The sequence below is a fragment of the Intestinirhabdus alba genome (assembly GCF_009711095.1).
Taxonomy (GTDB): Bacteria; Pseudomonadota; Gammaproteobacteria; order Enterobacterales; family Enterobacteriaceae; genus Intestinirhabdus; species Intestinirhabdus alba.
In genome coordinates this window covers 1-26,759 of sequence record NZ_WMJZ01000024.1, presented here as the reverse complement: position 1 = coordinate 26,759, position 26,759 = coordinate 1, and the positions used below count along the sequence as shown (strand labels likewise).

Here is a 26,759-nt window from a genome sequence, read left to right as displayed (position 1 = left end):
TTCTTTCTGTTCACGCCGCGCGAGATTAGCTTCGCCTGCGGCTACAGTGATTACAGATTAAAAGTCCCGAAAGAGACGTTCATGTTGTTGAAGAAAGAGATGATTTTATTGATCAGTTTCATGATGACTTCCTTAACAGGTGAATTATTTTTGTGATGAACTTCACAAAAACGGAGTCTACGCCGCCTTTTTTAACCGATCAAGTTTTTTGTGATAAACATCACAAAAAAATTAAATCACCGTTTTAATTTCAAAAAAGCTGAAACGCAGGCAAAAAAAAACCAGCCTGCCAACAGACTGGTTTTCTACTTTCAAGCCGGTGTTACATCGCTTTTCTAGTCAACTCGATAACGCGCAGTTTGGCGATCGCTTTGGCCAGCTCCGCAGACGCCTGAGCGTAATCCACGTCGCCATGAGAGCTTTTAATATGCTCTTCCGCCTTACGCTTCGCTTCCAGAGCCCGCGCTTCGTCAAGATCCTGTCCGCGAATCGCGGTATCCGCCAACACGGTTACGCTGCCGGACTGCACTTCCAGAATGCCGCCTGACAGATAGATAAACTCTTCCTCGCCGTGCTGCTTAACGATGCGAATCATACCAGGCTTAATGGCGGTGAGCAGCGGCGCATGGCCAGGGTAAATCCCCAGTTCGCCTTCGCTGCCCGTTACCTGAATTTTCTCGACCAGGCCAGAGAACATCCGCTGCTCTGCGCTGACGACGTCCAGGTGGTAAGTCATTGCCATATCACCCTCCGATTAAGGCGTTAAAGTTTTTTGGCTTTTTCTACGGCTTCGTCGATGGAACCCACCATGTAGAACGCCTGCTCCGGCAGGTGATCGTATTCACCTTCCATTATGCCTTTAAAGCCACGGATGGTGTCTTTCAGGGAGACATATTTACCCGGAGAGCCGGTGAAGACCTCTGCCACGAAGAACGGCTGGGACAGGAAGCGCTGGATCTTACGCGCGCGAGCTACCACCAGTTTGTCTTCTTCAGACAGTTCGTCCATACCCAGGATGGCGATGATGTCTTTCAGTTCCTGATAACGCTGCAGGATAGACTGCACGCCACGCGCGGTGTCGTAGTGCTCCTGGCCTACCACCAGCGGGTCCAGCTGACGGCTGGTGGAATCCAGCGGGTCAACGGCCGGGTAGATACCCAGAGAGGCGATCTGACGGCTCAGTACCACGGTTGCGTCAAGGTGCGCAAAGGTGGTTGCCGGCGACGGGTCAGTCAGGTCATCCGCGGGGACGTATACCGCCTGTACGGAGGTGATAGAGCCGGTTTTGGTAGAGGTAATACGCTCCTGCAGAACGCCCATCTCTTCCGCCAGGGTCGGCTGATAGCCTACCGCGGAAGGCATACGGCCCAGCAGCGCGGAAACTTCCGTACCGGCCAGGGTGTAGCGGTAGATGTTGTCGACGAACAGCAGAACATCACGACCTTCATCACGGAATTTCTCTGCCATGGTCAGGCCGGTCAGCGCAACGCGCAGACGGTTTCCCGGCGGCTCGTTCATCTGGCCATACACCAGCGATACTTTATCGATAACGTTGGAGTCGGTCATTTCGTGGTAGAAGTCGTTACCTTCACGGGTACGTTCACCCACCCCCGCAAACACGGAATAGCCGGAGTGCTCGATCGCAATGTTACGGATCAGCTCCATCATGTTTACGGTTTTACCTACGCCCGCGCCGCCGAACAGGCCTACTTTACCGCCCTTGGCGAACGGACACATCAGGTCGATAACCTTGATGCCGGTTTCCAGCAGTTCCTGAGAGTTGGATAACTCTTCATAGGTCGGGGCCGCGCGGTGAATTGCCCAGCGCTCTTCTTCGCCGATGTCGCCCTTCATGTCAACCGGATCGCCCAGCACGTTCATGATACGACCCAGCGTTGCTTTACCTACCGGAACTTCGATCGGGTGTTCGAGGTCTTTAACGTCCAGACCGCGACGCAGACCGTCGGAAGAACCCATGGCGATGGTACGCACAATACCGCCGCCGAGCTGCTGCTGTACTTCCAGCACCAGACGCTCACTACCATTCTGCACCTCAAGGGCGTCGTACACGCGCGGTACGGCATCCTGAGGGAACTCGACGTCAACTACGGCGCCGATTACCTGGACAATTTTTCCAGTAGCCATCTTGAATCCTCTACGAAATAACCTGGTTAAACCGCGGCGGCCCCCGAGACAATCTCGGTGAGTTCCTGAGTAATGCTGGCCTGACGAGCTTTGTTGTATACCAACTGCAGCTCTTTAATCAGGCTGCCGCCATTATCGGTCGCGGCTTTCATCGCCACCATTCGTGCGGCCTGCTCGCTGGCCAGGTTTTCTACCACGCCCTGATAAACCTGAGACTCGACATAGCGGCGCAGGAGGGTATCCAGCAGCGCTTTCGGATCGGGTTCGTACAGGTAGTCCCAGGTTTTACGCTTCAGCTCTTCATCTTCCGCCGCCGGTAGCGGCAGCAGCTGAGCGATAGTCGGAACCTGAGACATGGTGTTTATAAATTTGTTGCTGACAATATAAAGCTTGTCCAGACGGCCTTCATCATAGGCCTGCAACATCACTTTAACCGGGCCGATCAGTTCGGACAGGGAAGGGGAGTCCCCCATGCCCGTCACCTGAGCAACAACGTTGCCCCCTACGGAATTAAAGAATGATACGCCTTTGGAGCCGATCATTGCGAGATCGCACTGAACGCCCTTATCGGTCCACTCTTTCATATCCGCCAGCAGTTTTTTGAACAGGTTAATGTTCAAACCACCGCACAGGCCGCGGTCGGTCGACACCACCAGGTAGCCCACGCGCTTAACGTCGCGTTCTTCCAGGTAAGGGTGCTTATATTCCAGATTACCGTTCGCAAGGTGACCAATCACGTTGCGCATGGTTTCTGCATAAGGACGGCTGGCCGCCATGCGATCCTGCGATTTACGCATTTTGGAAGCGGCGACCATCTCCATCGCTTTAGTGATCTTCTGCGTGTTCTGGACGCTTGCGATCTTACTACGTATCTCTTTTGCGCCGGCCATGAGCTTCTCCTCAATGCCTTACGGCCCGCCCTGGGGCAGGCCGCCAGACGTTACCAGGACTGGGTTGCTTTGAAGGAATCGAGGATGCCTTTCAGCTTGCCTTCGATTTCGTCGTTATAGCCGCCGGACTGGTTGATCTCTTGCATCAGCGGAGCGTGATCGCGGTCGACGTAAGCCAGCAGAGCGGCCTCGAAGCTGCCGATTTTCGCCAGCTCAACGTCCGCCAGATAGCCGCGTTCCGCCGCGAACAGCACCAGAGACTGCTGCGCGACAGACATCGGCGCATACTGTTTCTGCTTCAGCAGCTCGGTCACTTTCTGACCGTGGTCCAGCTGCTTACGGGTCGCATCGTCAAGGTCGGAAGCAAACTGAGAGAACGCCGCCAGTTCACGATACTGCGCCAGCGCGGTACGGATACCGCCGGACAGTTTTTTCATGATTTTGGTCTGCGCCGCACCGCCCACGCGGGATACGGAGATACCCGGGTTTACCGCAGGACGAATACCGGCGTTAAACAGGTTGGTTTCCAGGAAGATCTGACCATCGGTAATGGAAATAACGTTGGTCGGAACGAACGCGGAAACGTCGCCTGCCTGGGTTTCAATGATCGGCAGCGCGGTCAGAGAGCCGGTTTTCCCTTTCACTTCACCTTTGGTGAAGGCTTCGACGTATTCCGCGTTAACGCGCGCGGCGCGCTCCAGCAGACGGGAGTGGAGATAGAATACGTCGCCCGGGAAGGCTTCACGTCCTGGCGGACGACGGAGTAGCAGGGAGATCTGACGATAAGCGACGGCCTGCTTGGAGAGATCGTCATAAACGATCAGCGCATCTTCGCCGCGGTCGCGGAAATATTCACCCATCGCGCAGCCGGCATACGGAGCCAGATACTGCAGCGCGGCGGATTCAGAGGCAGTCGCAACCACAACGATAGTGTTCTGCAACGCGCCATGCTCTTCCAGCTTACGCACCACGTTGGAGATGGTGGACGCTTTCTGGCCGATAGCCACGTAAACGCACTTAATGCCGGAATCGCGCTGGTTGATGATGGCGTCGATGGCCAGCGCGGTTTTACCGGTCTGACGGTCGCCGATGATCAGTTCACGCTGTCCGCGGCCGATTGGGATCATGGCGTCAACGGATTTATAACCGGTCTGCACCGGCTGATCGACGGACTGACGTTCGATAACGCCCGGCGCGATAGCCTCAACGGCGGAGAAGCCGTCGTGCTCAACCGGACCTTTACCGTCAATCGGCGCACCCAGAGTGTTGACCACGCGCCCCAGCAGGCCGCGGCCTACCGGAACCTCCAGGATACGGCCGGTACATTTGACCTTCATGCCTTCGGCAAGGTCAGCGTACGGCCCCATCACTACCGCACCTACGGAGTCGCGCTCCAGGTTCAGGGCGATAGCGTAACGGTTACCCGGCAGGGAGATCATCTCCCCCTGCATACAATCGGCCAGCCCGTGAATGCGGATAACACCGTCACTGACGGAAACGATTGTACCTTCGTTGTGAGCCTCGCTCACCACATTGAACTGAGCAATGCGCTGCTTGATCAGTTCGCTGATTTCGGTGGAATTCAGTTGCATGCTCCAGTCCCCTTAAGACTGCAAGACGTCTGCAAGGCGTTCAAGACGGCCGCGAATGCTGCCATCAATGACCATATCACCCGCTCGGATGATAACGCCCGCCATTACAGACTTATCGATTTTGCAATTCAGCTTAACTTTGCGTAACAGACGTTTTTCCATCGCGGCGCTGATTTTTGCAAGCTGTTCTTCACTCAGCGCGCTGGCAGAAGTGACTTCTACCTCTGCGGTAGCCTCACTCGCCGCACGCAGGTGAATAAACTGCTCCAGCACGTCCGGGAGCGCCATCAGACGATTATTTTCCGCCATTACCCGAATCAGGTTCTGACCGTATTCGTCCAGCTGCTCACCGCAGACTGCGATAAACGACTCAGCGAGCGTTTCCGGCGCAAGCGCGCCCGAGAGAAGCTCCGCCATTTGTTCGTTCCTGGATACTTCGGCGGCAAACGCCAGCATGTTCTGCCAGCGCTCTACGCTTTGGTGAACGACTGCAAAGTCAAAAGCTGCTTTGGCGTAGGGGCGAGCTACCGTAATAAATTCAGACATCAGCCCCTCCCTCCTTACAGTTCAGCGACAAGTTTATCCACGATGTCGCTGTTAGCAGCTTCATCCACGGAACGTTCGATGATCTTCTCGGCACCAGCGACAGCCAGGATAGCAACTTGCTTACGCAGCTCTTCACGGGCACGTTTACGCTCAGCTTCGATTTCCGCCTGCGCCTGGGCCACGATTTTAGTACGTTCCTGTTCTGCTTCAGTTTTGGCTTCGTCCAGGATCTGAGCGCGGCGTTTGTTTGCCTGCTCGATAATTACCTGAGCTTCCGCCTTCGCTTTTTTCAGCTGGTCGGTCACGTTGGCCTGTGCAAGGTCCAAATCCTTTTTAGCTCGTTCTGCGGAAGCAAGACCGTCAGCAATCTCTTTCTGACGTTTTTCAATGGCGGCGATTAGCGGCGGCCATACATACTTCATGCAGAACAGAACGAACAGGACAAACGCGATGGCCTGGCCGAGGATTGTTGCGTTAAGATTCACAGCACAATGCCTCTAGTTAGTTAACGTTCTGATATTGCTCTGGTTAAAGCAACGCTTACTACGCGACAGCGAACATCACGTACAGACCCAGACCGACAGCGATCATCGGGATAGCATCCACCAGACCCATAACGATAAAGAACTGAGTACGCAGCAGAGGAATCAAATCGGGTTGACGCGCAGCGCCTTCCAGGAATTTCCCCCCGAGGATGCCGATACCGATCGCAGCACCGATCGCTGCCAGACCCATCATCACAGCGGCAGCCATGTACAGCAGATCCATATTCAGGTTTTCCATGACAGTCTCCAGTTTGTTTCAGTTAAAACGTAGTAGTGTTGGTAAATTAATGTTCTTCGGACGCCATCGACAGATAGACGATCGTCAGAACCATGAAGATGAAGGCTTGCAGCGTAATAATCAGGATGTGGAAAATGGCCCACGGCACATTCAGAATCCACTGTGACCACCACGGCAACAGTCCAGCAATCAGAATGAAAATCAGCTCACCGGCATACATGTTGCCGAACAGTCGCAGACCCAGCGAAACCGGTTTGGACAGCAGGCTTACCCCTTCAAGGATTAAGTTGACGGGAATGAACGCCCAGTGATTGAACGGCTGCAGCGTCAACTCTTTCGTGAAGCCGCCGATGCCTTTCATTTTGATGCTGTAGAACAGAATGAGGATAAATACGCCCAGCGCCATCGACAGGGTGATGTTCACGTCGGCAGACGGCACCACGCGCAGCGCCGGCAGCCCGATCCAGTGCTCGGCGATATACGGCAGCAGATCGATAGGCAGTAAATCCATCAGGTTCATCAGAAATACCCAGACGAAAATCGTCAGGGCCAACGGCGCGATCACCTTGCTTTTGCCATGGTACATGTCTTTCACGCTGCCATGCACAAAGCCAATTACCAGTTCAATCGCAGTCTGAAATTTGCCCGGCACGCCGCTGGTCGCTTTTTTAGCCACGCTGCGGAACATAGCCAGGAACAACAGGCCCAGTACCACCGAAAAGAACATGGAGTCAATATTGAGCGTCCAGAAGGTGGCTGGGGGGTGATGCGGATCCACCAGCGAGAATGTACGCAGGTCCAGCTGAAGGTTATTCAGATGGTGTCCTATGTAATCCTGCGGCGTCATATTTTCTGAAGCCATGATGCCTTTTACCCTTTGTTGTTGATTACAGCCGGCGCCAGTATCTGAACCACCAGCGCCAAAACCCACGTAACGATCAGCGGCAGAAATACCGCCTTCAAAACCGCCAGCGCCACCACCAGCAAAGCCAGCATCGCCAACACCCTGAGCGCTTCGCCGAACGCAAATGTCCATGCCACGCGGCCTTTAGCGGGTGTATGCGCCTGGTGACGCCAGGCAAATATCATAAACAACGTGCCAGGCAGTAAGACTGCCATGCCTCCGCATAGTGCGGAAACGCCCCAGAAGGGGTCTTTGAAGCCAAACAGCAATCCGCTTGCTGTCACAGCCAGAAACTGAATAAACAGAAGCTTACGAGCAACGTTTCGACTCAAGAGCGACACAGACATCACGTATTTCACTCCTGCTTGCTTCAAGGTATGCCGCGTGTCGTATAAAACGTTCTTTATGTCTTAGAGTCAAGCATCAAAAAGCGGTCAAATTATACGGTGCGTCCTCGTGATTTCAAACAATAAGTAGCCAAAAGGTGAATAAATCTTTAAATTTTTTTCTGTAGCCCGCATTTCTTACTTTTCGCCAAACTGTGATGCCTGGAGCAAAAAAGCAAATGTCGCGTAAATACTGACAATAAAGCGTGCGTTAGATCACACATTGCACATATTCGTACCGACGTCCAAAAATAATGTGGCTAAAAGCAACAAATTATCTTTTTGATAGTTAAGCTTAAATTGAAGTAGTGTTTTAAAAACGACTACTTACAGGACTAAAACCCGCCATTGACATTTATAATAAATATTTAACACCCTCGCGGATTCTTCACATAAATATATAGCGAGCTGATATTTTCACTCCTGACTCATTCACCTCTTAACAAAGCAGATGGGCTATCGCGGGTGATAAGATTGCGTAAACACTGCGTTAAGCACTTTCTCTGATTTTTCTTCGCCCGTTCACCCTTTTTAACACCACGGGGGGGCCATTTTTATCTGCTTTTTTTGATAAAAATTAACTTTTATTTGGCTTAATGACCACCAGATGGCGCTCGCCTTCCAGCTTCGGCACCCGCAGTTTTTCCACGGATTCCACGCAGAATCCGGCCGGCAAAGAGGAGATCTCTTCCGTCGGTTTTTGCCCCTTCAGCGCATAGAAACGGCCGTTCTCACCGGGCAGATGATGGCACCAGCTAACCATATCGTTAAGCGAGGCGAATGCCCGGCTGATCACGCCGTCAAAGGGCGGCTCTCCGGGAAATTCTTCTACCCGATACTGCACCGGAGTAATATTTTTAAGGGCAAGGGTGTGCTGCACCTGGCGCAGAAAACGCACCCGTTTCCCCAGACTGTCCAGCAGCGTGAACTGCGACTCAGGGCGCACGATGGACAGGGGAATGCCCGGCAGCCCAGGCCCCGTGCCGACGTCAATAAAACGCTCACCCTGCAGAAATGGTGCAACCACAATGCTGTCAAGGATATGGCGTACCAGCATCTCGTTGGGGTCCCGCACCGACGTCAGGTTGTACGCCTTGTTCCATTTATGCAGCATCTCCACGTAGGCAACCAGCTGTTGTTTCTGGAATTCGCTAAGAGAAATACCTGCTTCATTCAGCAGCAGAGAGAGTTTATTGAGCACGCTAATAGCCTGTAAAAGATTATTTTCGGGTATGACGCCGCCGTCCGGCGACGCCCTTTTTTACGCACTGCGACGCAGCATTCCCTGTTTTTTCAGCCAGACCAGCAGAATGGAAATAGCTGCGGGCGTAACGCCGGAGATACGCGACGCCTGGCCGATAGAGACGGGTTTATGGTCGTTGAGCTTGGCGATCGCTTCGTTCGACAGCCCGGCAACCTGACGATAATCCAGCGTGGCGGGCAGCAGCGTGTTTTCATTGCGCTGCTGCTTTTCAATCTCATCCTGCTGACGGGCAATATAGCCCTCATATTTCACCTGGATCTCAACCTGTTCGGCCGCCTGGGCATCCTCCAGCGCCGGGGCGAACGGCGACAGGCTGGTCAACAGCCGGTAGCCGATCTCCGGGCGACGCAGCAGATCTTCGCCGCTGGCCTCCCGCGACAGCGGTGAGGTGAGGTGAACGTTAATTTCAGACGCCGCGTCGGCGGATGGCGTGATCCAGGTCGCCTTCAGGCGCTGGCGCTCGCGTTCGATATTCTCCAGCTTCTCATTGAAGCGCGCCCAGCGCTCGTCATCCACCAGACCCAGCTCGCGTCCGGCTTCGGTCAGGCGCAGATCGGCGTTATCTTCACGCAGCATCAGGCGATACTCCGCCCGCGAGGTAAACATGCGGTACGGCTCTTTAGTCCCCAGGGTACAGAGATCGTCCACCAGCACGCCAAGATAGGCCAGGGAGCGGGCGGGGGCCCAGCCCTCTTTGTCCGCAGACAGGCGCGCGGCGTTAAGACCGGCAAGCAGCCCCTGGGCGGCAGCCTCTTCGTAACCGGTGGTGCCGTTAATCTGCCCGGCAAAAAACAGCCCCTGAATAAACTTGCTCTCCAGGGTCGGCTTCAGATCGCGCGGGTCGAAAAAATCATATTCGATAGCGTAGCCCGGACGGACGATCCTGGCGTTTTCCATCCCCTGCATTGAGCGGACGATCTGCATCTGCACATCAAACGGCAGGCTGGTGGAGATACCGTTCGGATAAATTTCACTGGAGGTCAGCCCCTCCGGCTCCAGGAAGATCTGGTGCTGATTGCGATCGGCAAAGCGCATCACCTTGTCTTCGATCGATGGACAGTAGCGCGGGCCGATCCCTTCGATCACCCCGGCGTACATCGGGCTACGATCGAGGTTATTACGGATAATGTCGTGGGTCTTCTCGTTGGTGTAAGTGATATAGCAAGGCACCTGGTCCGGATGCTGTGAGGCATGACCCATAAACGAGAATACCGGCAGCGGATTATCACCATGCTGCTGCGCCAGGACGCTGAAATCAATGGTGCGCGCATCGATACGCGGCGGCGTGCCGGTCTTCAGGCGGCTTACGCGCAGCGGCAGTTCGCGCAGACGGCGGGAAAGTGGAACAGATGGCGGATCGCCGGCGCGGCCGCCGCTGTAGTTATCCAGCCCGATATGGATCTTCCCGTCGAGGAAAGTCCCCACAGTCAGGACCACCGCCCTGGCGCGGAATTTTAGCCCCATTTGGGTCACGGCACCGACTACACGATCGTTTTCGACAATCAGATCTTCCACCGCCTGCTGAAAGATCATCAGGTTGGGCTGATTTTCCAGAGCGGTGCGTACCGCCTGTCGATAAAGCACCCGATCCGCCTGAGCGCGGGTGGCGCGCACCGCCGGGCCTTTGCTGGCGTTTAGTATTCTGAACTGGATCCCCGCATGGTCGATAGCCTTCGCCATCAGCCCGCCGAGCGCATCGACCTCTTTTACCAGGTGTCCCTTCCCAATACCGCCGATCGCCGGGTTGCAGCTCATCTGCCCCAGGGTGTCGATATTGTGTGTCAAAAGCAGGGTCTGTTGACCCATACGCGCCGCGGCCATTGCGGCCTCAGTGCCTGCATGACCCCCGCCAATGATGATGACGTCGAAAGGATCCGGATAAAACATGGTGATTGCCTCGCATTACGCGGTATGAAAATGGATTGAAGCCCGGGCCGTGGATTCTACTCAACTTTAGACGCGGGAGAAAGGGCCGGGATCCTGGGTATTAAAAAGAAGATCTTTTTATATAGAGATCTGTTCTATTGTGATCTCTTATTAGGATCGCCGATCTCTGTGGATAACCTGGATCTGGCTAAGAAGATCAAGACGTTGGCAAGGATCAATAGCTGTGAACGATCGGTGATCCCGGGGCGTATAAGCTGGGATCAGAATGGGTAGTTATGCACAAGTCAAAAAGTGCACAAGGCTTATTCTCTGGATAACTACCGGTTGATCCAAGGTTCTTACCAGAGTTATCCCCAGTCGATCGCACGATCTTTACACTTATTTGAGTAAATTAATCCAGGATCCCAGCCAGGCTTCCGCTGGATCTTCCGGAATTTCGTGTTCGAGGACGTTGATCCTGAGCGTTTCACCTAGCTGTTTTGCACCTGCGCGCTTTAATTCCGCCTCGACTTTTTCGATCGCGCCGCAAAAAGTGTCGTACTCCCGACTGCCGATGCCGATGGCACCGAAGCGAACCAGCGACAGATCGGGATGCAGCTCCCGCAGAGCTTTATATAAAGGAACAAGGTTATCCGGAATGTCACCCGCGCCGTGGGTGGAGCTGATTGTCAGCCAGATCCCGGAGAGGGGGAGATCCTCTAACCGCGGGCCGTGCAGAGTCGCGGTTGAAAAACCGGCCTCTTCCAGCTTTTCAGCCAGGTGCTCCGCCACGTATTCAGCGCCGCCGAGGGTGCTGCCGCTAATAAGAGTGATATCCGCCATTTGCGCCCTTCCTTATAAAAGAAGGGCTATTGTACGCTGTGCGCGGGCTGGGATCTACCTGTGGAAAACTGTGGGATGAAAAAAAGCGTCTATGGCCTGATGGTGCGCATAATCGGGTTCTGCAGGACGATCAGGGTCTCGGTGGACTGTATTTCATCAATTGTTTGGATCTTGTTGATAAGCACCTGCTGCAGGGCGTCGATCGATCGGCACATCACCTTAATAAAGATGCTGTAGTGGCCAGTGGTGTAATACGCTTCAGTCACTTCATCCAGGCTTTCCAGCTTCGCCAGCGCGGAGGGGTAATCCTTGGCGCTTTTCAGAATGATGCCGATAAAGCAGCCGACGTCGTAACCCAGTTGCCTGGGGCTGACATCAATTCGCGCGCCGGTGATGATCCCGGCCTGCTTCATCTTCTCAACGCGGACGTGAATAGTCCCCGGACTGACGCTGAACTGCTTGGCCAGTTCGGCATAGGCGGTGCGGGCATTTGCCATCAGAGCCTCAAGAATGCCGCGGTCCAGATTGTCGATCTGATAATTTTCCATTGTTTTTTCATATGAAGATTAATGATTCGCTCTATTTTAGCGTGTTTTTTTAATCAATTAAAAACGAATAAGGCTTTTTATCTCTTGATTATTGAATGTTGACCCTGTTTTGTTGCTTAATCAGTGGCAACAGGACGCAGGAGTAAAACATAATGAAAACCGCTTACATTGCCAAACAACGTCAGATTAGCTTCGTGAAATCACATTTCTCTCGTCAGCTGGAGGAGCGTCTGGGCCTGATTGAGGTTCAGGCCCCGATTCTCAGCCGGGTAGGAGATGGTACGCAGGATAACCTGTCGGGCTGTGAAAAAGCGGTGCAGGTGAAGGTGAAGGCGCTGCCTGAAGCCCAGTTCGAGGTAGTGCATTCACTGGCGAAGTGGAAACGACAGACGCTGGGACAACACGACTTCAGCGCGGGTGAAGGGCTGTACACGCACATGAAGGCCCTCCGCCCCGATGAGGAACGGCTTTCTCCGCTCCACTCGGTCTATGTTGACCAGTGGGACTGGGAGCGCGTAATGGGCGACGGCGAGCGCCACTTTTCCACCCTGAAAAGCACGGTAGAGGCGATCTGGGCGGGAATTAAGGCCACTGAAGCCGCGGTCAGCAAAGAGTTTGGTCTGGCACCGTTCCTGCCGGAGCAGATTCACTTTGTGCACAGCCAGGAGCTGCTCTCCCGCTATCCGGAGCTTGACGCCAAGGGCCGCGAGCGGGCAATCGCTAAAGAGCTGGGCGCGGTGTTCCTGGTCGGGATTGGCGGCGCGCTAAGCGACGGTAAACGTCACGACGTGCGTGCGCCGGATTATGATGACTGGAGCACCGCCTCTGAGTTGGGCTATGCCGGTCTGAACGGCGATATTCTGGTCTGGAACCCGGTGCTGGAAGATGCCTTTGAGCTTTCCTCAATGGGGATCCGCGTAGATGCCGATACGCTGAAGCATCAGCTTCAGCTTACCGGTGACGAAGATCGCCTGAGCCTGGAGTGGCACCAGGCGCTGCTGCGCGGTGAAATGCCGCAGACCATCGGCGGCGGCATCGGCCAGTCACGCCTGACCATGCTGTTGCTGCAGCTGCCGCACATCGGTCAGGTCCAGTGTGGCGTCTGGCCCGCACAGGTCCGCGAAAGCGTTTCTGCGCTGCTGTAATGTTGTCTAACGCCGCCAGCGTCGAAGCAGGCGGCTGCGCATCCCGGTATCAAAGCGCCAGATATAGTCGAAAATGCGCATGATGCCGGGCTTGCCGTGCGCCGACATCGCCACGGCGTGAAAGCGGTGCTGATGAAGGCGCTGCAGCTCTGCTACCTTATTGACCACCTCATCCGGCAGCCGCTGGGCGATAAAGTCTGAAATTACCACCGCGTCGGCGTCAAACCACTCCCGGTTCTGCATACGTTCAATTATTGTACGAATACAGCTGGCGATATCCGTACCGCCGTGAAAGCGCTGGCTTAAAAAGCGGATGGCCTGCTCGATTCCCTGGGGGCCGGTCAGCTCATAGCTCACCACTTCGGTTGCAAACAGCATAATAAAGCAGCGGCGGTTGTCGGCCAGCGCAATGCGCATCAGCGCCAGACAGAACGCCCTGGCGCACTGTGCGTTAAAACCGCCCATAGAGCCGGAGCTGTCCACGCAGACAATAAACGGCCCGCGCGGCTGCTCGTCAACGTGCTGGTGCAGCACCGGCTGCTCAATGATCTTCTCTCGCCAGGCCTCGCCGTGCAGGCGATAGGTAAGCAGCTGTTTTTCCACCAGCCGACGATAAAATTCATACTCCAGTTCGGTAATGCCGAGGGTGGCCAGCTCCGGCGGCAGCAGGCGCAGAATATCGTCGCTTTGCTGAATGCCGTCGACCTGTTCCGGCACCGACGACGGTTCGCGCACCAGCGTGCGGAAGGTTTCCGTTGGCGCTTCCCGGTGCGGGACCGACCGGGCTTCCCGGGAACGGCCCAGCTGCTCCGCAAGCCGCCGCAGCTCCGGCTGCTGGGCCAGAAAATCGCCATATTTAACGATGAGCTGGTAGTCGCCGCGCTTAAGCTGACCTGCGCTCATATCCCACAGGCGTCCGGCACCGGCGTCGTTTTCCGCCAGCACCGGTGCCAGCTGGCCGCTGAGCGCCATCCGCTCCTGTACCTCATTCAACAGCCGCTCGCGTTCATCTTCCAGCAGCTGCTGGTTAAGGGCGGTGGCCTCCAGGACCAGACTCAAACGCCAGCGCTGCAGAAAAAGGGTATGCAGGGCGGGGGTAAAGGCGTTGTTGCCGTCCACCAGTTGCTGTGCCTGTCCGGCCCAGGAGGAGTGCAATTGGTGGAGCCGGGGCAGGAGCTGCGGCAGCCTGGCGATGAACTGCGGCGTTTCAAGCCGCAGGCTTTGCTGATACTCCGCTATCTCTTCCGCCAGCTCAGGTGGAACGTGCGTCTCTTTTATCCGGCCGCGCAGCGTTTCCCGCCAGCGCGGCAGATCGCCGGCTATGGCCTGTCTGAGTCGGGGATATTTTTCAAAAAAGATCGCCAGCTGCGGCGTGGCCAATAGCGTAAGGAGTATCTCTTCGATCATCCCGTCTTCGCTGACCGCCAGTATCGCATTCAGCGTATCCAGCGTCAGCATTGGCTCGCCTGACGGATCTGGGTGGCCACGTCCTGCAAACTGGCCTCAATAAGACCCAGCCACTCGCCGGGAATAAACAGGCACTTTTGCTGTTCGCTGAATCGGGCGTGCTGCCGTCGCCAGTCGCTTTCCAGCGCCTCCAGTTGCTGTTTAATTTCGTCGGGAAAGGTCTCCCTGACCGCTCCCGGCAGCGCCAGCCGGGTTTCCTGCAGGCTCACGTCGCGCACCACCAGCTGGCGGGCGTCGTCGACGGCCATATTCAGCGCCAGAGGGTGACCGATCCCGTTCAGCTTACCGCGGATCTCTCCGCCCTTCGTCAGCCACAGCGCCAGTGCGTTGCGATCGAAAGCGATATGGATTGTCTCCCGGTCGTGTAGCCTGAGCGGCTTTTGCAGTAGCAGCGTCAGGGTGGCGTCTTTTGCCTCCGGCGGCAGTTCATAATGGGGGCGGCGGCTGAACATCCCGCTCTGACGAATCACGGTGAAAGCGGTTTTATCGCTCTGCTGCTGCTGAAGCTGGCGATGCCGTTGGGTGATGCCGCTCAGGCGGGCCAGCATCGCCTGCTGCTGCCAGGCGTGACCGGTCATCACTATTTCCAACTGCTGCTGGATTAAATGCAGGCTTTTGTCGTCGTACCACAGGCAGTCTTTCAGCAGGATAAGATCGACAGGGGAGACCGCGTCGCGCCCACTAAAAAAGGCGCTGGCCTGCAGCAGACGAAGCGCCTTTTTCCAGCGTCGGTCGGAAATATAGGGAGCATCCGGCAGTGCATCCAGCTGCTGCCGCAGAGTGAATATCAGTTCGAATACGCTATCGGGCAGCGAAATAGTGCTGATATCTTTCTGCCACCGGGCATACTCCTCATCGCTGACCTGCAGTGACGGCGGCACCGGGCAGTCGTTTTCCTCTTGCTGGCTGATCAGCATTGAGCGGAAATTCGCTTTATCCTGAACTTTATCCAGCCACAAACGAATCAACAGCCGGTCGTATAAGGCTTCCAGGCTGCTGTCCGCTTCGGGCAGCTCGTTGGAGGCCGCGACCAGCAGGCGCATGGGGATCATTTTTTCATCAGCGCCGTTGCGGAAATGGCGCTCGTTAATGGCGGTCAGCAGGGTGTTGAGGATCGCCGGACCCGCTTTCCAGATCTCATCCAGAAAGACAATTTCCGCTTCCGGCAGATAGCCTGCGGTCAGGCGCTCATAGCGCCCTTCGTCCTTCAGCGCCTGAATGGAGAGAGGGCCAAACACCTCTTCCGGCGTGGAGAAGCGGGTCATCAGATATTCAAAGGCACGCGCGCGCTGGAAGGCAAATTTCAGGCGGCGGGCGATAAGGCTTTTAGCTATCCCCGGCGGGCCGAGCAGAAAAACGCTCTCGCCGCTCAGGGCCGCGAGCAGACACAGGCGGATGGCGTGGCTGCGTTCATAAAGCCCCTTTTCCAGCGCGCTGCTCAGACGGGAAATTCTTTCCGCTAACAGGTGTGGTTGAGCCATAATTGAGTGGCGTCCTTTCGTTAAACATGCTGAATGAATGACGTGTATACCCGTCATACTTCAAGTTGTATGCGCGTTGGCTTTCCTCGCTCACCCCGGTCACTTACTTCAGTAAGCTCCCGGGGATTAATGAGAGACATCCCTGTCTCTCACCAGAGGCAGCCTGCGGCTGTTCAAATTCGTTCCTGACGAATTTGTCACTGTGTCGCCGCGTGATTCGGCCTGAGGGCCTCACCCCTTCGGGGCCAGCCCCGGGGCTGTTCAAAACGCGCTGCGTTTTGTCCTGCAACTCGAATTATTTAGGGTATATAACCTTTCATCTTCCTGGCCTTAACAGACTAAAGGGCCGTTTATTTATCATCGGGTCGGGTTAATCTGGCCACGATTAGGGGTACGATTTTACGATTAATCGTGCATACTGTGCGCTTTTTTGTGGGCCAAGGGACGACGCACACATTTCATATCTATACACAAAAAACGTTCAGGTTGCCTCAGAGGCCGATAACGGAGTGCCGGATAACGAGCTACGCCAGCGGGGAGGCAGCCTGAAGCGTAATGTGTATAAACGAAAGATGAGTCTATGAGCACTGATAATAAGCAATCATTGTCTGCGGTTACCCTCGCGGCTATTGGGGTTGTCTATGGTGATATTGGCACCAGCCCACTTTATACGCTCCGTGAATGTTTGTCCGGTCAGTTTGGTTTTGGCGTTGAACGGGACGCCGTATTTGGCTTTCTGTCGCTAATCTTCTGGCTGCTTATCTTTGTGGTCTCCATTAAATATCTTACCTTCGTGATGCGCGCGGATAACGCCGGCGAAGGGGGGATACTGACGCTGATGTCGCTGGCCGGTCGTAATACGTCTGCCAGAGCTACCTCCGCGCTGGTGATCATGGGCCTTATCGGCGGCAGCTTCTTTTATGGGGAAGTGGTGATCACGCCGGCGATTTCGGTGATGTCTGCCATCGAAGGTCTGGAGATCGTCGCCCCGCAGCTGGATACTTGGATAGTCCCACTCTCTATTATTGTCCTGACGCTGCTGTTTATGATTCAGAAGCACGGCACCGGGATGGTCGGCAAGCTCTTTGCGCCGATTATGCTGACGTGGTTCCTGATTCTGGCTGTGCTCGGCCTGCGCAGCATTATTGGCAACCCGGAGGTGCTGCAGGCGCTGAATCCGCAGTGGGCGATCCATTTCTTCCTGGAGTATAAAACCGTCTCCTTTATTGCGCTTGGCGCGGTAGTGCTGTCGATTACCGGCGTTGAGGCGCTGTATGCCGATATGGGGCACTTCGGCAAGCTGCCTATTCGGCTGGCGTGGTTTACGGTGGTGCTGCCGTCGCTGGTGCTTAACTACTTCGGTCAGGGGGCGCTGCTGTTAAAGCATCCGGAGGCGATTAAAAACCCGTTCTTCCTGCTGGCCCCGGAGTGGGCGCTTATTCCGCTGCTGATTATCGCCGCGCTGGCGACGGTCATCGCCTCCCAGGCGGTGATTTCCGGGGTCTTTTCGCTGACCCGCCAGGCCGTTCGGCTGGGCTATCTTTCGCCAATGCGCATTATCCACACCTCTGAAATGGAGTCGGGGCAGATCTACATTCCCTTTGTGAACTGGCTGCTCTATTGCGCGGTGGTGGTGGTGATCGTCAGCTTCGAACACTCCAGTAATCTGGCCGCGGCGTACGGTATCGCGGTAACCGGTACGATGGTGCTGACCACCATTCTGGCCACCACCGTGGCGCGTAAAAACTGGCGCTGGAATAAATATTTAGTGGCGTTGATCCTGGTAGCTTTGCTGTGCATTGATATTCCGCTGTTCTCGGCAAATCTCGATAAACTGCTGTCGGGCGGCTGGCTGCCGCTCTCTCTGGGTATCGTGATGTTCATTATTATGACCACCTGGAAGAGTGAACGCTTTCGCCTGCTGCGACGTATGCATGAGCATGGAAATTCGCTGGAGGCGATGATCGTCTCGCTGGAGAAATCGCCGCCGGTTCGCGTGCCGGGGACGGCGGTTTACCTGTCCCGCGCGCTGAACGTTATCCCGTTCGCACTGCTGCATAACCTTAAGCACAACAAGGTGCTGCACGAGCGGGTGATCCTGCTGACCCTGCGCACCGAAGATGCGCCGTACGTGCATAACGTTCGTCGGGTGCAGATTGAGCGGCTGTCGCCTACTTTCTGGCGGGTGGTGGCCAGCTACGGCTGGCGCGAAACGCCGAACGTTGAAGAGGTATTTCATCGCTGTGGCCTGGAAGGGCTAAGCTGCCGGATGATGGAAACGTCCTTCTTTATGTCGCACGAGTCGCTGATCCTTGGCAAACGACCGTGGTATCTGCGCCTGCGCGGCAAGCTCTATCTGCTGCTGCAGCGTAACGCTCTGCGGGCTCCCGATCAGTTTGAGATCCCGCCGAACCGGGTTATCGAGCTGGGCACCCAGGTCGAGATATAACCGTCTGCCCGGCGGCGTCCGCCCGCCGGGTTACCGTCTGCCACTTCATTTTTTGCATCTTCGCAAGCGAAACGTTTCGATAGCGATCACATTTTTGCCATATCGCGATAGTTTTCTGCGCGCGAATCGGCGTAGACTCGCCGCCAGCGAAACGTTTCGCTGATGGGGAATAAAATGAAGAAAGGCACGGTACTCAATTCTGAAATCTCATCGATTATCTCCCGGCTGGGGCATACCGATACGCTGGTGGTGTGCGATGCCGGTTTACCCGTCCCGAACGGCACGTCACGGATCGATATGGCATTAACCCAGGGCATCCCCTCTTTTATGCAGGTTGTGGAGGTGGTGACCCAGGAGATGCAGGTTGAGGCCGCCATTCTGGCTCAGGAGATAAAACAGCATAATCCCCGGCTCCACGCCGCGCTGCTTGACTACCTTGCGCTGCTGGAGCAACGCCAGGGAAACACCATTGAGATTTCATATGTTTCCCACCAACAGTTCAAACAGCAAACCGCAGACAGCCAGGCGGTAATTCGCAGCGGAGAGTGTTCGCCGTATGCGAATATTATTCTCTGTGCCGGCGTTACTTTCTGAGGCCGACATGGACGCATTACTACAGCTCAAAGGGATCGATAAAGCCTTCCCTGGCGTAAAAGCGCTCTCCGGCGCTGCGCTGAACGTTTACCCCGGCCGCGTGATGGCGCTGGTGGGTGAGAACGGCGCGGGTAAATCCACCATGATGAAGGTGCTGACCGGCATCTATACCCGCGATGCCGGTTCGCTGCTGTGGCTGGGGCGGGAGACCACCTTTAACGGGCCAAAATCCTCTCAGGAAGCCGGGATCGGCATTATTCACCAGGAGCTGAACCTGATCCCGCAGCTCTCCATCGCCGAAAATATTTTTCTCGGTCGCGAGTTTGTTAATCGCTTCGGTAAAATCGACTGGAAGAAGATGTATGCCGAAGCCGATCTTCTGTTAGCCAAACTCAATCTGCGCTTTAAAAGCGATCGCCTGGTCGGTGAATTGTCGATAGGCGATCAGCAGATGGTGGAAATCGCCAGGGTGCTGAGCTTTGAATCGAAGGTCATCATTATGGACGAGCCGACGGACGCGCTGACCGATACCGAAACGGAATCCCTGTTTCGCGCGATCCGCGAGCTGACGTCGCAGGGGCGCGGCATTGTCTATATATCCCACCGGATGAAAGAGATTTTCGAGATTTGCGACGACGTGACCGTGTTCCGCGACGGGCAGTTTATCGCCGAGCGCGAAGTCGCTTCGCTGACCGAAGATACACTTATCGAAATGATGGTCGGGCGTAAGCTTGAAGATCAGTACCCGCACCTGGATAAAGCGCCGGGCGAGGTGCGCCTGAAGGTCGAGAACCTGAGCGGGCCGGGGGTGAATAATGTCTCATTTACCCTGCGCAGCGGTGAAATTCTGGGCGTTTCTGGCCTGATGGGGGCCGGGCGCACCGAGCTGATGAAGGTGCTGTACGGCGCGCTGCCGCGTACCGGCGGACGTGTCTCTCTCGACGGGCATGAGGTAGTGGCGCGCTCGCCGCAGGAGGGTTTAGCCAACGGCATCGTCTATATCTCAGAAGACCGTAAGCGTGACGGCCTGGTGCTCGGCATGTCGGTTAAAGAGAATATGTCGCTGACCGCGCTGCGCTACTTCAGCCGCACCGGCGGCGGCCTGAAACATAAAGATGAGCAGCAGGCGGTCAGCGATTTTATCCGCTTGTTCAACGTCAAAACCCCGTCGATGGAGCAGGCAATCGGCCTGCTTTCCGGCGGTAACCAGCAGAAGGTGGCTATCGCCCGCGGCCTGATGACCCGCCCGAAGGTGCTGATCCTCGATGAGCCGACCCGCGGTGTGGACGTCGGGGCCAAAAAAGAGATTTATCAGTTAATTAACCAGTTCAAGGCCGAAGGCCTGAGCATCATTCTGGTCTCCTCGGAGATGCCGGAAGTGTTAGGCATGAGCGACCGTATTATCGTCATGCATGAGGGGCATTCCGGCTGCGAATTTACTCGCGAGCAGGCCACTCAGGAAGTATTAATGGCTGCCGCCGTGGGCAAGCTTAATCGCGTGAATCAGGAGTAAAAAGATGACTACTCAGGCCGTTTCTGGTCGCCGTTATTTCACAAAAGCGTGGCTGATGGAGCAGAAGTCGCTTATCGCCCTGCTGGTGCTGATCGCGATTGTCTCTACGCTAAGCCCCAACTTTTTTACCGTCAATAACCTGTTCAATATTCTCCAGCAAACCTCGGTAAACGCCATTATGGCGGTCGGAATGACGCTGGTGATTCTGACTTCGGGTATCGATCTGTCCGTCGGTTCCTTGCTGGCGCTCACCGGCGCGGTTGCCGCCTCAATCGTCGGGATTGAGGTCAACGCGCTGGTGGCCGTTGCGGCAGCGCTGGCGCTGGGAGCTGCCGTAGGTGCCGTCACCGGCGTTATCGTGGCGAAGGGCCGGGTGCAGGCGTTTATCGCCACCCTGGTGATGATGCTGCTGCTACGCGGCGTCACCATGGTCTATACCAACGGCAGCCCGATAAATACCGGCTTTAGCGATAACGCCGATCTGTTCGGCTGGTTCGGCATTGGCCGCCCGCTGGGGATGCCGACTCCCGTATGGCTGATGGGCATTGTTTTCCTGGTGGCGTGGTACATGCTGCACCACACCCGACTGGGACGCTATATTTATGCGCTGGGCGGTAATGAAGCAGCCACGCGCCTGTCCGGCATCAGCGTTAATAAGATCAAAATTATCGTCTACGCGCTCTGCGGCCTGCTGGCCTCGCTGGCCGGGATTATCGAGGTGGCGCGTCTCTCCTCCGCACAGCCAACCGCCGGCACCGGCTATGAGCTGGACGCTATTGCGGCGGTGGTGCTGGGTGGCACTAGTCTTGCGGGCGGCAAAGGGCGGATTATCGGAACCCTGATCGGTGCATTGATTCTTGGTTTCCTCAATAACGGCCTGAATTTGCTGGGCGTTTCCTCCTATTACCAGATGATCGTCAAGGCGGTGGTGATTTTGTTGGCGGTGCTGGTAGACAACAAGAAGCAGTAATAACGACTACAGGACATCTGAAAATGAACATGAAAAAACTGGCTACCCTGATTTCCGCCGTTGCCCTGAGCGCCACCGTAAGCGCGAATGCGATGGCAAAAGACACCATTGCGCTGGTGGTCTCCACCCTCAATAATCCTTTTTTTGTTTCCCTGAAGGAGGGGGCGCAGAAAGAGGCGGACAAGCTGGGCTACAGCCTGGTGGTGCTCGATTCTCAGAATAACCCGGCAAAAGAGCTGGCGAACGTTCAGGATTTAACTGTGCGCGGTACGAAGATTCTGCTAATTAACCCGACGGATTCCGATGCGGTGGGGAACGCCGTGAAAATGGCCAACCAGGCCAAAATTCCGGTAATTACCCTGGACCGTCACGCCTCGAAAGGCGAAGTGGTAAGCCATATCGCATCTGACAACGTGCTGGGCGGTAAAATCGCCGGCGACTATATCGCTAAGCAGGTGGGTGAAGGCGCGAAGGTTATTGAGCTGCAGGGCATTGCCGGAACCTCCGCGGCGCGTGAACGCGGTGAAGGCTTCCGACAGGCCGTCGCGGCGCATAAATTTAACGTGCTTGCCAGCCAGCCGGCCGATTTCGATCGCACCAGAGGGCTGAACGTTATGCAGAACCTGCTGACCGCGCATCCTGACGTGCAGGCGGTCTTCGCCCAGAACGATGAAATGGCGCTGGGCGCGCTGCGGGCGCTACAGACCGCCGGGAAATCCGATGTGATGGTGGTGGGGTTTGACGGTACGCCCGATGGCGAGAAAGCGGTAAACAGCGGCAAGCTGGCGGCAACAGTTGCCCAACTGCCGGATCAGATTGGTGCGAAAGGCGTCGAAACGGCGGATAAAGTGCTGAAAGGTGAGCAGGTGCAGACGACTTATCCGGTCGATCTGAAGCTGGTTGTTAAGCAGTAAGCTGCAATTCAGGCGGCCGCGGGCCGCCTCAGATTGCTGACAAAGAGGGAAAAAACGTGGTTTTCCCCTCTTTGTGGTTAGCAGCCGAAAATCAATGAATTGATTTTCCTTGTTTATTTTTGTGGTGATTATGGCCGAACGAGTTCGGCCTGGGGTTTGTCATCAGTCTCAGGCGGCCGCAGGCCGCCTGTGGGGCAATGGAAAACAAGCAGGGTTTACGCCAGCGGCTCGTTTCGGTGGCGTTACAGATGGATATCTCTGAATATGAAAAGCGCAGGCAACCTTGTCGTCCTTGGCAGCATTAATGTTGACCACATCCTTAACCTTGAATCCTTTCCGGCCCCGGGCGAAACCGTTACGGGTAGCCACTATCAGGTGGCCTTTGGCGGTAAAGGTGCGAATCAGGCGGTGGCTGCCGGCCGCAGCGGCGCGAAGGTGGCGTTTATCGCCTGTACCGGTGACGACGATATCGGCAAGCGTATTCGCCGCCAACTGAACGACGACAATGTGGATATCGCGCCCATCAGCGTTATCAGCGGTGAATCTACCGGAGTGGCGCTGATTTTCGTTAACGATGATGGTGAAAATGTTATCGGTATACATGCCGGGGCCAATGCGGCGCTCTCCCCTGCGCGGGTAGAGGCCCAGCGCGATCGTATCGCGCAGGCCTCGGCGCTGCTTATGCAGCTGGAGACGCCGCCAGAGAGCGTGCTGGCGGCGGCGAAAATTGCCCGGCAGAACCGGACAACCGTCGTGCTCAACCCGGCACCGGCGCGTCTCTTATCTGATGAACTGCTGGGGCTGGTGGACATTATTACGCCCAACGAAACGGAAGCGGAAAAGCTGACCGGGATCCGGGTGGAAAACGATCGTGACGCCGCCAGAGCGGCGCAGGCGCTGCATGATAAGGGCATCCAGACGGTACTGATTACCTTAGGCAGCCGGGGCGTGTGGGCCAGCGTTAGTGGCGAAGGGAGCCGTGTGCCGGGATTTCGCGTCGAGGCGGTGGATACGATTGCCGCCGGGGATACCTTTAACGGCGCGCTGATTACCGCGCTACTGGAAGCGATGCCGCTACATGAGGCGATTCGCTTTGCGCACGCCGCCGCGGCGATAGCGGTGACCCGTAAGGGGGCGCAGCCTTCCGTCCCCTGGCGCGAAGAGATCGCGATGTTTTTAGCTCAACAGAGGTGACGCTTGGCTACGATGAAGGATGTTGCCCGCATGGCGGGTGTTTCTACTTCGACGGTTTCCCACGTCATTAATAAAGACCGTTTTGTCAGCGAGGCGATCGTCAAAAAAGTTGAGGCGGCGATAAAGACGCTCAACTATGCCCCTTCCGCCCTGGCGCGCAGCCTGAAGCTCAACCAGACCCGCACCATCGGTATGCTGATTGTCGCCAGTACCAACCCCTTTTATTCCGAGGTGGTGCGCGGCGTTGAGCGTAGCTGCTTTGAGCGAGGCTATAGCCTGGTGTTGTGCAATACCGAGGGCGATGAACAACGGATGAATCGCAGCCTGGAAACCCTGATGCAAAAGCGGGTGGATGGTTTGCTGCTGCTGTGTACCGAAACGCATCAGCCTTCCCGGGAAATAGTGCAGCGCTATCCGTCGATTCCCACGGTGATGATGGACTGGTCGCCCTTCGATAGCGAAGGCGACAGCGATTTAATTCAGGATAACTCTCTGCTGGGCGGCGATCTGGCAACGCAGCATCTTATTGATAAAGGCTTTACCCGTATTGCCTGTATTACCGGGCCACTGGATAAAACGCCGGCGCGGCTGCGCCTGGAAGGTTTCCGGGCGGCCATGACGCGCTGCGGGCTGGCGATCCCTGAAGGGTATGAAATTACCGGCGATTTTGAGTTCAGCGGCGGCCTTACCGCTATGCAAACGCTGCTGAGACATCCGCTGCGTCCACAGGCCGTATTTACTGGCAACGATGCGATGGCCGTCGGTGCCTATCAGGCCCTCTATCAGGCAGGGCTGCGTATTCCGCAGGATATGGCGGTAATTGGCTATGACGATATCGAACTGGCGCGTTATATGACGCCGCCGCTTACGACGATTCATCAGCCAAAAGATGAACTGGGCGAACTGGCCATTGATGTGCTGATACACCGAATGTCCCAGCCCACAATGCAGCAGCAGAGGCTGCAGCTTACTCCCGTTCTGATGACGCGGGGGTCGGCTTAGCGCGGTGCCGTTCCTTGATCAGGTTGCGGCCGTCTTTGGTCCTCAGCAGCATAAAGACCAGCGCGGAGAGCGCTGTAATCACCCCCATCGTGATAAAGGTATAATGGAACTGTTCAACAGTGCTGGCACCTTTGAAACCTTCATAGAAATGCAGCACCGCGGCACCGATCGCCACGCCTAAGCTGATAGAAAGCTGCTGCGTCACCGCCAGCACGCTGTTGCCGCTGCTGGCATTCTCATCGGTCAGATCGGCAAGCGTAATAGTATTCATCGCGGTGAACTGCGTGGACATCGCCATTCCCAGAATAAACAACGGAACAATTAATACCCAAATCGGCATGGCGGGGGACTGTAACGAAAACTGGGCGATGGCGAGGCCAATAAAAAGGGTTACGCCGAACAGGGTGCGTCGGTATCCCAGACGGCGCAGTACTCGCGTTACCATCGATTTTGCCAGAATGGAGCCCAGCGCCGTTGGTGCCATCATGCACCCGGCGATCATCGCCGGATAGCCAAAACCCACCTGCAGCATCAGCGGCATCAGGAAAGGTACACACCCCGTTCCAAGGCGGGTGGTGAGGTTGCCGGAAATACCCACCGAAAAAGTACGGTTTTTAAACAGGGAGAGCGAAATCAGCGGTGCCGGGTGGCGACGAGCGTGGCGGATATAGGCGATCAACAGCGCTATGCTGGCGGCGATAACGCACAGGGCGATCCAGCCGGCGACAAGCTTCTCGCTAAACAGCTCTATACCGCTGGAAAACAGCACCAGGCTCAGACCAAAGAGAAAGAAACCGTTCATATCAAACTTTCGCCGTGGGGTGGTGAAGTTCGGCATATATTTTTGCGCGTACAGAATCCCTGCGACGCCGACGGGAATGTTAAGCAGGAAAATCCAGTGCCAACTGGCCCAGGTGACCAGCACACCTCCCAGTACGGGACCAAGGATTGGGCCGACCAGCCCCGGCATGGTCACAAAATTGAGCACTGGCAATAGCTCGCTGCGCGGGTAGGCGCGTAATAAGGCCAGACGCGCAACCGGCATCATCATCGCTCCGCCGATCCCCTGAACAATTCTGAAAATAACCAGCTCGCCAAGCGAACCGGAAAGTGCGCAGGCCAGTGAACCAAGGGTAAATAAGCTGACGGCGATGATAAATACCCGGCGAGTGCCAAAGCGGTCGGCGAGCCACCCGCTAACCGGGATCAGCATAGCAACCGTCAGAGAGTAGCTGATAATGGCAGACTGCATCGCCAAAGGAGAGCGATTCAGGCTTTGTGCGATAGCGGGAAGCGCGGTGTTAAGGATAGTGGCGTCTAATGCCTGCATAAAGAAAGCCATCGCCGCGATCCAGGGCAAACCGGCCATGCTACGCGCTTTTTTTTCAATCATTTATTATCCCGTGCGTTATCCGGCTGTTCGTTAGGGGCGTTAAGTAACCTCTGGCAGGCCCTGAATGCGCCATCGCCATCGCTTTGAACGATAGCGTCAACGATAGCCTGGTGTAATTCTAGTTTCACCACATCGTTATAGGTAATCGACGTAAAGTAAGTTTGGTATACGGAATGAAACAATGAGGCAAAGGACGTTAAGAACGGATTAGCGCTCATTGTGTAGATATGCTCATGCCAGGCCATATCGACCTTAATCCAGCGCTCGCGCTTAAAGTTGTGCTTCAGCGCTATCATCTCTGACATTAAGGTATTGAGATGGGCTTTTTGCTCTGCGGAACTATTGGCTGCAGCCAGCCTGCATGCCTGCGGCTCAAGGCTGTTGCGCATTACCAGAAAGTGGTTGATTACCTGCGAGAAGTTATCTTCCGTTGTCCACCAGGCGAGCAGCTCCTGATCGAGAAAGTTCCAGTTGGTCTGCGGCATGACCCGGGTTCCAATGCGAGGGCGGGGCAAAACCATTCCCTTCGCCGTCAGCGTTTTTACGGCTTCTCTTATAGCGGTCCGGCTTACACCAAACTGCTCGCCCAGCTCAATTTCACCGGGCAGGATCTCACCGGGAGCATATTCACCGGTTAAAATTCGCTGCGCCAGTTTTTCTGCCAGAATCCATGAAATATTCTTCTGTGCGGCTAACTGCTGTACGCTTAAGGGCATGTAGACTCATCCTTTATCTGCTTTATCGAAATTAGTATGCCATCGCGAGGCGTCACTGCGGCGATTAAGCGACAAATTGCTTTTTTAATGGCGTGTTACTGCCTGTTTTGCTGAAAAAAACGACAGTTGGAAAATTATTTTAAATTACCTCTTG

General features: G+C 55.6%; 25 protein-coding genes. 8 read left to right on the top strand and 17 right to left on the bottom strand.

Features of this window, described 5'->3' with window-relative positions:
• Positions 1-322: 322 nt before the first annotated feature.
• From GJV78_RS16325 to asnC, 13 genes are all read right to left on the bottom strand, one after another.
• Entirely contained in the window at positions 323-742 is a 420-nt protein-coding gene (locus tag GJV78_RS16325) for a F0F1 ATP synthase subunit epsilon (RefSeq protein ID WP_155109329.1), read from the bottom strand.
• Positions 743-762: 20 nt separating this feature from the next.
• Positions 763-2,145 (bottom strand): F0F1 ATP synthase subunit beta, encoded by a 1,383-nt coding sequence (atpD, locus tag GJV78_RS16320; RefSeq protein WP_155109328.1) that lies wholly within the window; start codon positions 2,143-2,145, stop codon positions 763-765.
• A 26-nt stretch (positions 2,146-2,171) separates the two neighbouring features.
• Positions 2,172-3,035, bottom strand: coding sequence for a F0F1 ATP synthase subunit gamma (gene atpG, locus GJV78_RS16315; RefSeq protein WP_155109327.1), 864 nt, complete (start codon positions 3,033-3,035; stop codon positions 2,172-2,174).
• A 50-nt stretch (positions 3,036-3,085) separates the two neighbouring features.
• Positions 3,086-4,627, bottom strand: coding sequence for a F0F1 ATP synthase subunit alpha (gene atpA, locus GJV78_RS16310; RefSeq protein WP_155109326.1), 1,542 nt, complete (start codon positions 4,625-4,627; stop codon positions 3,086-3,088).
• A 12-nt stretch (positions 4,628-4,639) separates the two neighbouring features.
• Positions 4,640-5,173, bottom strand: coding sequence for a F0F1 ATP synthase subunit delta (gene atpH / locus GJV78_RS16305; RefSeq protein ID WP_155109325.1), 534 nt, complete (start codon positions 5,171-5,173; stop codon positions 4,640-4,642).
• A 14-nt stretch (positions 5,174-5,187) separates the two neighbouring features.
• The gene (gene atpF / locus GJV78_RS16300) at positions 5,188-5,658 is read right to left on the bottom strand and encodes a F0F1 ATP synthase subunit B (protein WP_167519606.1); all 471 of its coding nucleotides are present in this window, start codon (positions 5,656-5,658) and stop codon (positions 5,188-5,190) included.
• Positions 5,659-5,716: 58 nt separating this feature from the next.
• Positions 5,717-5,956 carry a F0F1 ATP synthase subunit C gene (gene atpE / locus GJV78_RS16295; protein WP_000429386.1) on the bottom strand — a complete coding sequence of 80 codons (240 nt, stop codon included), beginning with the start codon at positions 5,954-5,956 and terminating at the stop codon, positions 5,717-5,719.
• Positions 5,957-6,002: 46 nt separating this feature from the next.
• Positions 6,003-6,818, bottom strand: a complete 816-nt coding sequence (gene atpB / locus GJV78_RS16290; RefSeq protein WP_155109368.1) for a F0F1 ATP synthase subunit A — start codon at positions 6,816-6,818, stop codon at positions 6,003-6,005.
• A gap of 8 nt (positions 6,819-6,826) precedes the next feature.
• The gene (atpI, locus tag GJV78_RS16285) at positions 6,827-7,207 is read right to left on the bottom strand and encodes a F0F1 ATP synthase subunit I (protein ID WP_155109324.1); all 381 of its coding nucleotides are present in this window, start codon (positions 7,205-7,207) and stop codon (positions 6,827-6,829) included.
• Positions 7,208-7,823: 616 nt separating this feature from the next.
• Positions 7,824-8,447 carry a 16S rRNA (guanine(527)-N(7))-methyltransferase RsmG gene (gene rsmG / locus GJV78_RS16280; protein ID WP_167519605.1) on the bottom strand — a complete coding sequence of 208 codons (624 nt, stop codon included), beginning with the start codon at positions 8,445-8,447 and terminating at the stop codon, positions 7,824-7,826.
• A 60-nt stretch (positions 8,448-8,507) separates the two neighbouring features.
• Complete coding sequence (mnmG, locus tag GJV78_RS16275; RefSeq protein ID WP_155109323.1) at positions 8,508-10,397, bottom strand: tRNA uridine-5-carboxymethylaminomethyl(34) synthesis enzyme MnmG; 1,890 nt, start codon at positions 10,395-10,397, stop codon at positions 8,508-8,510.
• A 378-nt stretch (positions 10,398-10,775) separates the two neighbouring features.
• Entirely contained in the window at positions 10,776-11,219 is a 444-nt protein-coding gene (mioC, locus tag GJV78_RS16270; RefSeq protein ID WP_155109322.1) for an FMN-binding protein MioC, read from the bottom strand.
• Between the two features lie 89 nt (positions 11,220-11,308).
• The gene (gene asnC, locus GJV78_RS16265; RefSeq protein WP_155109321.1) at positions 11,309-11,767 is read right to left on the bottom strand and encodes a transcriptional regulator AsnC; all 459 of its coding nucleotides are present in this window, start codon (positions 11,765-11,767) and stop codon (positions 11,309-11,311) included.
• Positions 11,768-11,919: 152 nt separating this feature from the next.
• Between asnC and asnA the strand changes: the two genes are divergently transcribed.
• Positions 11,920-12,912 (top strand): aspartate--ammonia ligase, encoded by a 993-nt coding sequence (gene asnA, locus GJV78_RS16260; RefSeq protein ID WP_155109320.1) that lies wholly within the window; start codon positions 11,920-11,922, stop codon positions 12,910-12,912.
• Positions 12,913-12,918: 6 nt separating this feature from the next.
• Here the strand turns inward: asnA and viaA are convergent, their stop codons facing one another.
• Together viaA and ravA are read right to left on the bottom strand one after the other, a co-directional pair.
• Entirely contained in the window at positions 12,919-14,370 is a 1,452-nt protein-coding gene (gene viaA, locus GJV78_RS16255) for an ATPase RavA stimulator ViaA (RefSeq protein WP_155109319.1), read from the bottom strand.
• On the bottom strand, positions 14,364-15,860 hold the full coding sequence (gene ravA / locus GJV78_RS16250; RefSeq protein ID WP_155109318.1) for an ATPase RavA: 1,497 nt from the start codon (positions 15,858-15,860) through the stop codon (positions 14,364-14,366). The genes viaA and ravA overlap by 7 nt, the downstream gene beginning before the upstream one ends.
• Before the next feature lie 580 nt (positions 15,861-16,440).
• Between ravA and kup the strand changes: the two genes are divergently transcribed.
• The 7 genes from kup to rbsR all read left to right on the top strand — a co-directional run bounded on the left by kup (position 16,441) and on the right by rbsR (position 24,496).
• On the top strand, positions 16,441-18,309 hold the full coding sequence (gene kup, locus GJV78_RS16245) for a low affinity potassium transporter Kup (RefSeq protein WP_155109317.1): 1,869 nt from the start codon (positions 16,441-16,443) through the stop codon (positions 18,307-18,309).
• A 174-nt stretch (positions 18,310-18,483) separates the two neighbouring features.
• Entirely contained in the window at positions 18,484-18,903 is a 420-nt protein-coding gene (gene rbsD / locus GJV78_RS16240; RefSeq protein ID WP_155109316.1) for a D-ribose pyranase, read from the top strand.
• A 7-nt stretch (positions 18,904-18,910) separates the two neighbouring features.
• Positions 18,911-20,416 carry a ribose ABC transporter ATP-binding protein RbsA gene (gene rbsA, locus GJV78_RS16235; RefSeq protein WP_155109315.1) on the top strand — a complete coding sequence of 502 codons (1,506 nt, stop codon included), beginning with the start codon at positions 18,911-18,913 and terminating at the stop codon, positions 20,414-20,416.
• A 4-nt stretch (positions 20,417-20,420) separates the two neighbouring features.
• Complete coding sequence (gene rbsC, locus GJV78_RS16230) at positions 20,421-21,386, top strand: ribose ABC transporter permease (RefSeq protein WP_155109314.1); 966 nt, start codon at positions 20,421-20,423, stop codon at positions 21,384-21,386.
• Positions 21,387-21,409: 23 nt separating this feature from the next.
• Positions 21,410-22,300 carry a ribose ABC transporter substrate-binding protein RbsB gene (rbsB, locus tag GJV78_RS16225; RefSeq protein ID WP_155109313.1) on the top strand — a complete coding sequence of 297 codons (891 nt, stop codon included), beginning with the start codon at positions 21,410-21,412 and terminating at the stop codon, positions 22,298-22,300.
• A gap of 264 nt (positions 22,301-22,564) precedes the next feature.
• Positions 22,565-23,494 carry a ribokinase gene (gene rbsK, locus GJV78_RS16220; RefSeq protein ID WP_155109312.1) on the top strand — a complete coding sequence of 310 codons (930 nt, stop codon included), beginning with the start codon at positions 22,565-22,567 and terminating at the stop codon, positions 23,492-23,494.
• Between the two features lie 3 nt (positions 23,495-23,497).
• Complete coding sequence (rbsR, locus tag GJV78_RS16215) at positions 23,498-24,496, top strand: ribose operon transcriptional repressor RbsR (protein WP_155109311.1); 999 nt, start codon at positions 23,498-23,500, stop codon at positions 24,494-24,496.
• On the opposite strand, the gene mdtD is transcribed toward rbsR, so the two are convergent.
• Together mdtD and GJV78_RS16205 are read right to left on the bottom strand one after the other, a co-directional pair.
• Positions 24,462-25,889, bottom strand: coding sequence for a multidrug transporter subunit MdtD (gene mdtD / locus GJV78_RS16210; RefSeq protein WP_155109310.1), 1,428 nt, complete (start codon positions 25,887-25,889; stop codon positions 24,462-24,464). The two genes, rbsR and mdtD, sit on opposite strands and share 35 nt — an antisense overlap.
• Positions 25,886-26,605 (bottom strand): FadR/GntR family transcriptional regulator, encoded by a 720-nt coding sequence (locus tag GJV78_RS16205; protein WP_155109309.1) that lies wholly within the window; start codon positions 26,603-26,605, stop codon positions 25,886-25,888. The genes mdtD and GJV78_RS16205 overlap by 4 nt, the downstream gene beginning before the upstream one ends.
• Positions 26,606-26,759 lie beyond the last annotated feature (154 nt).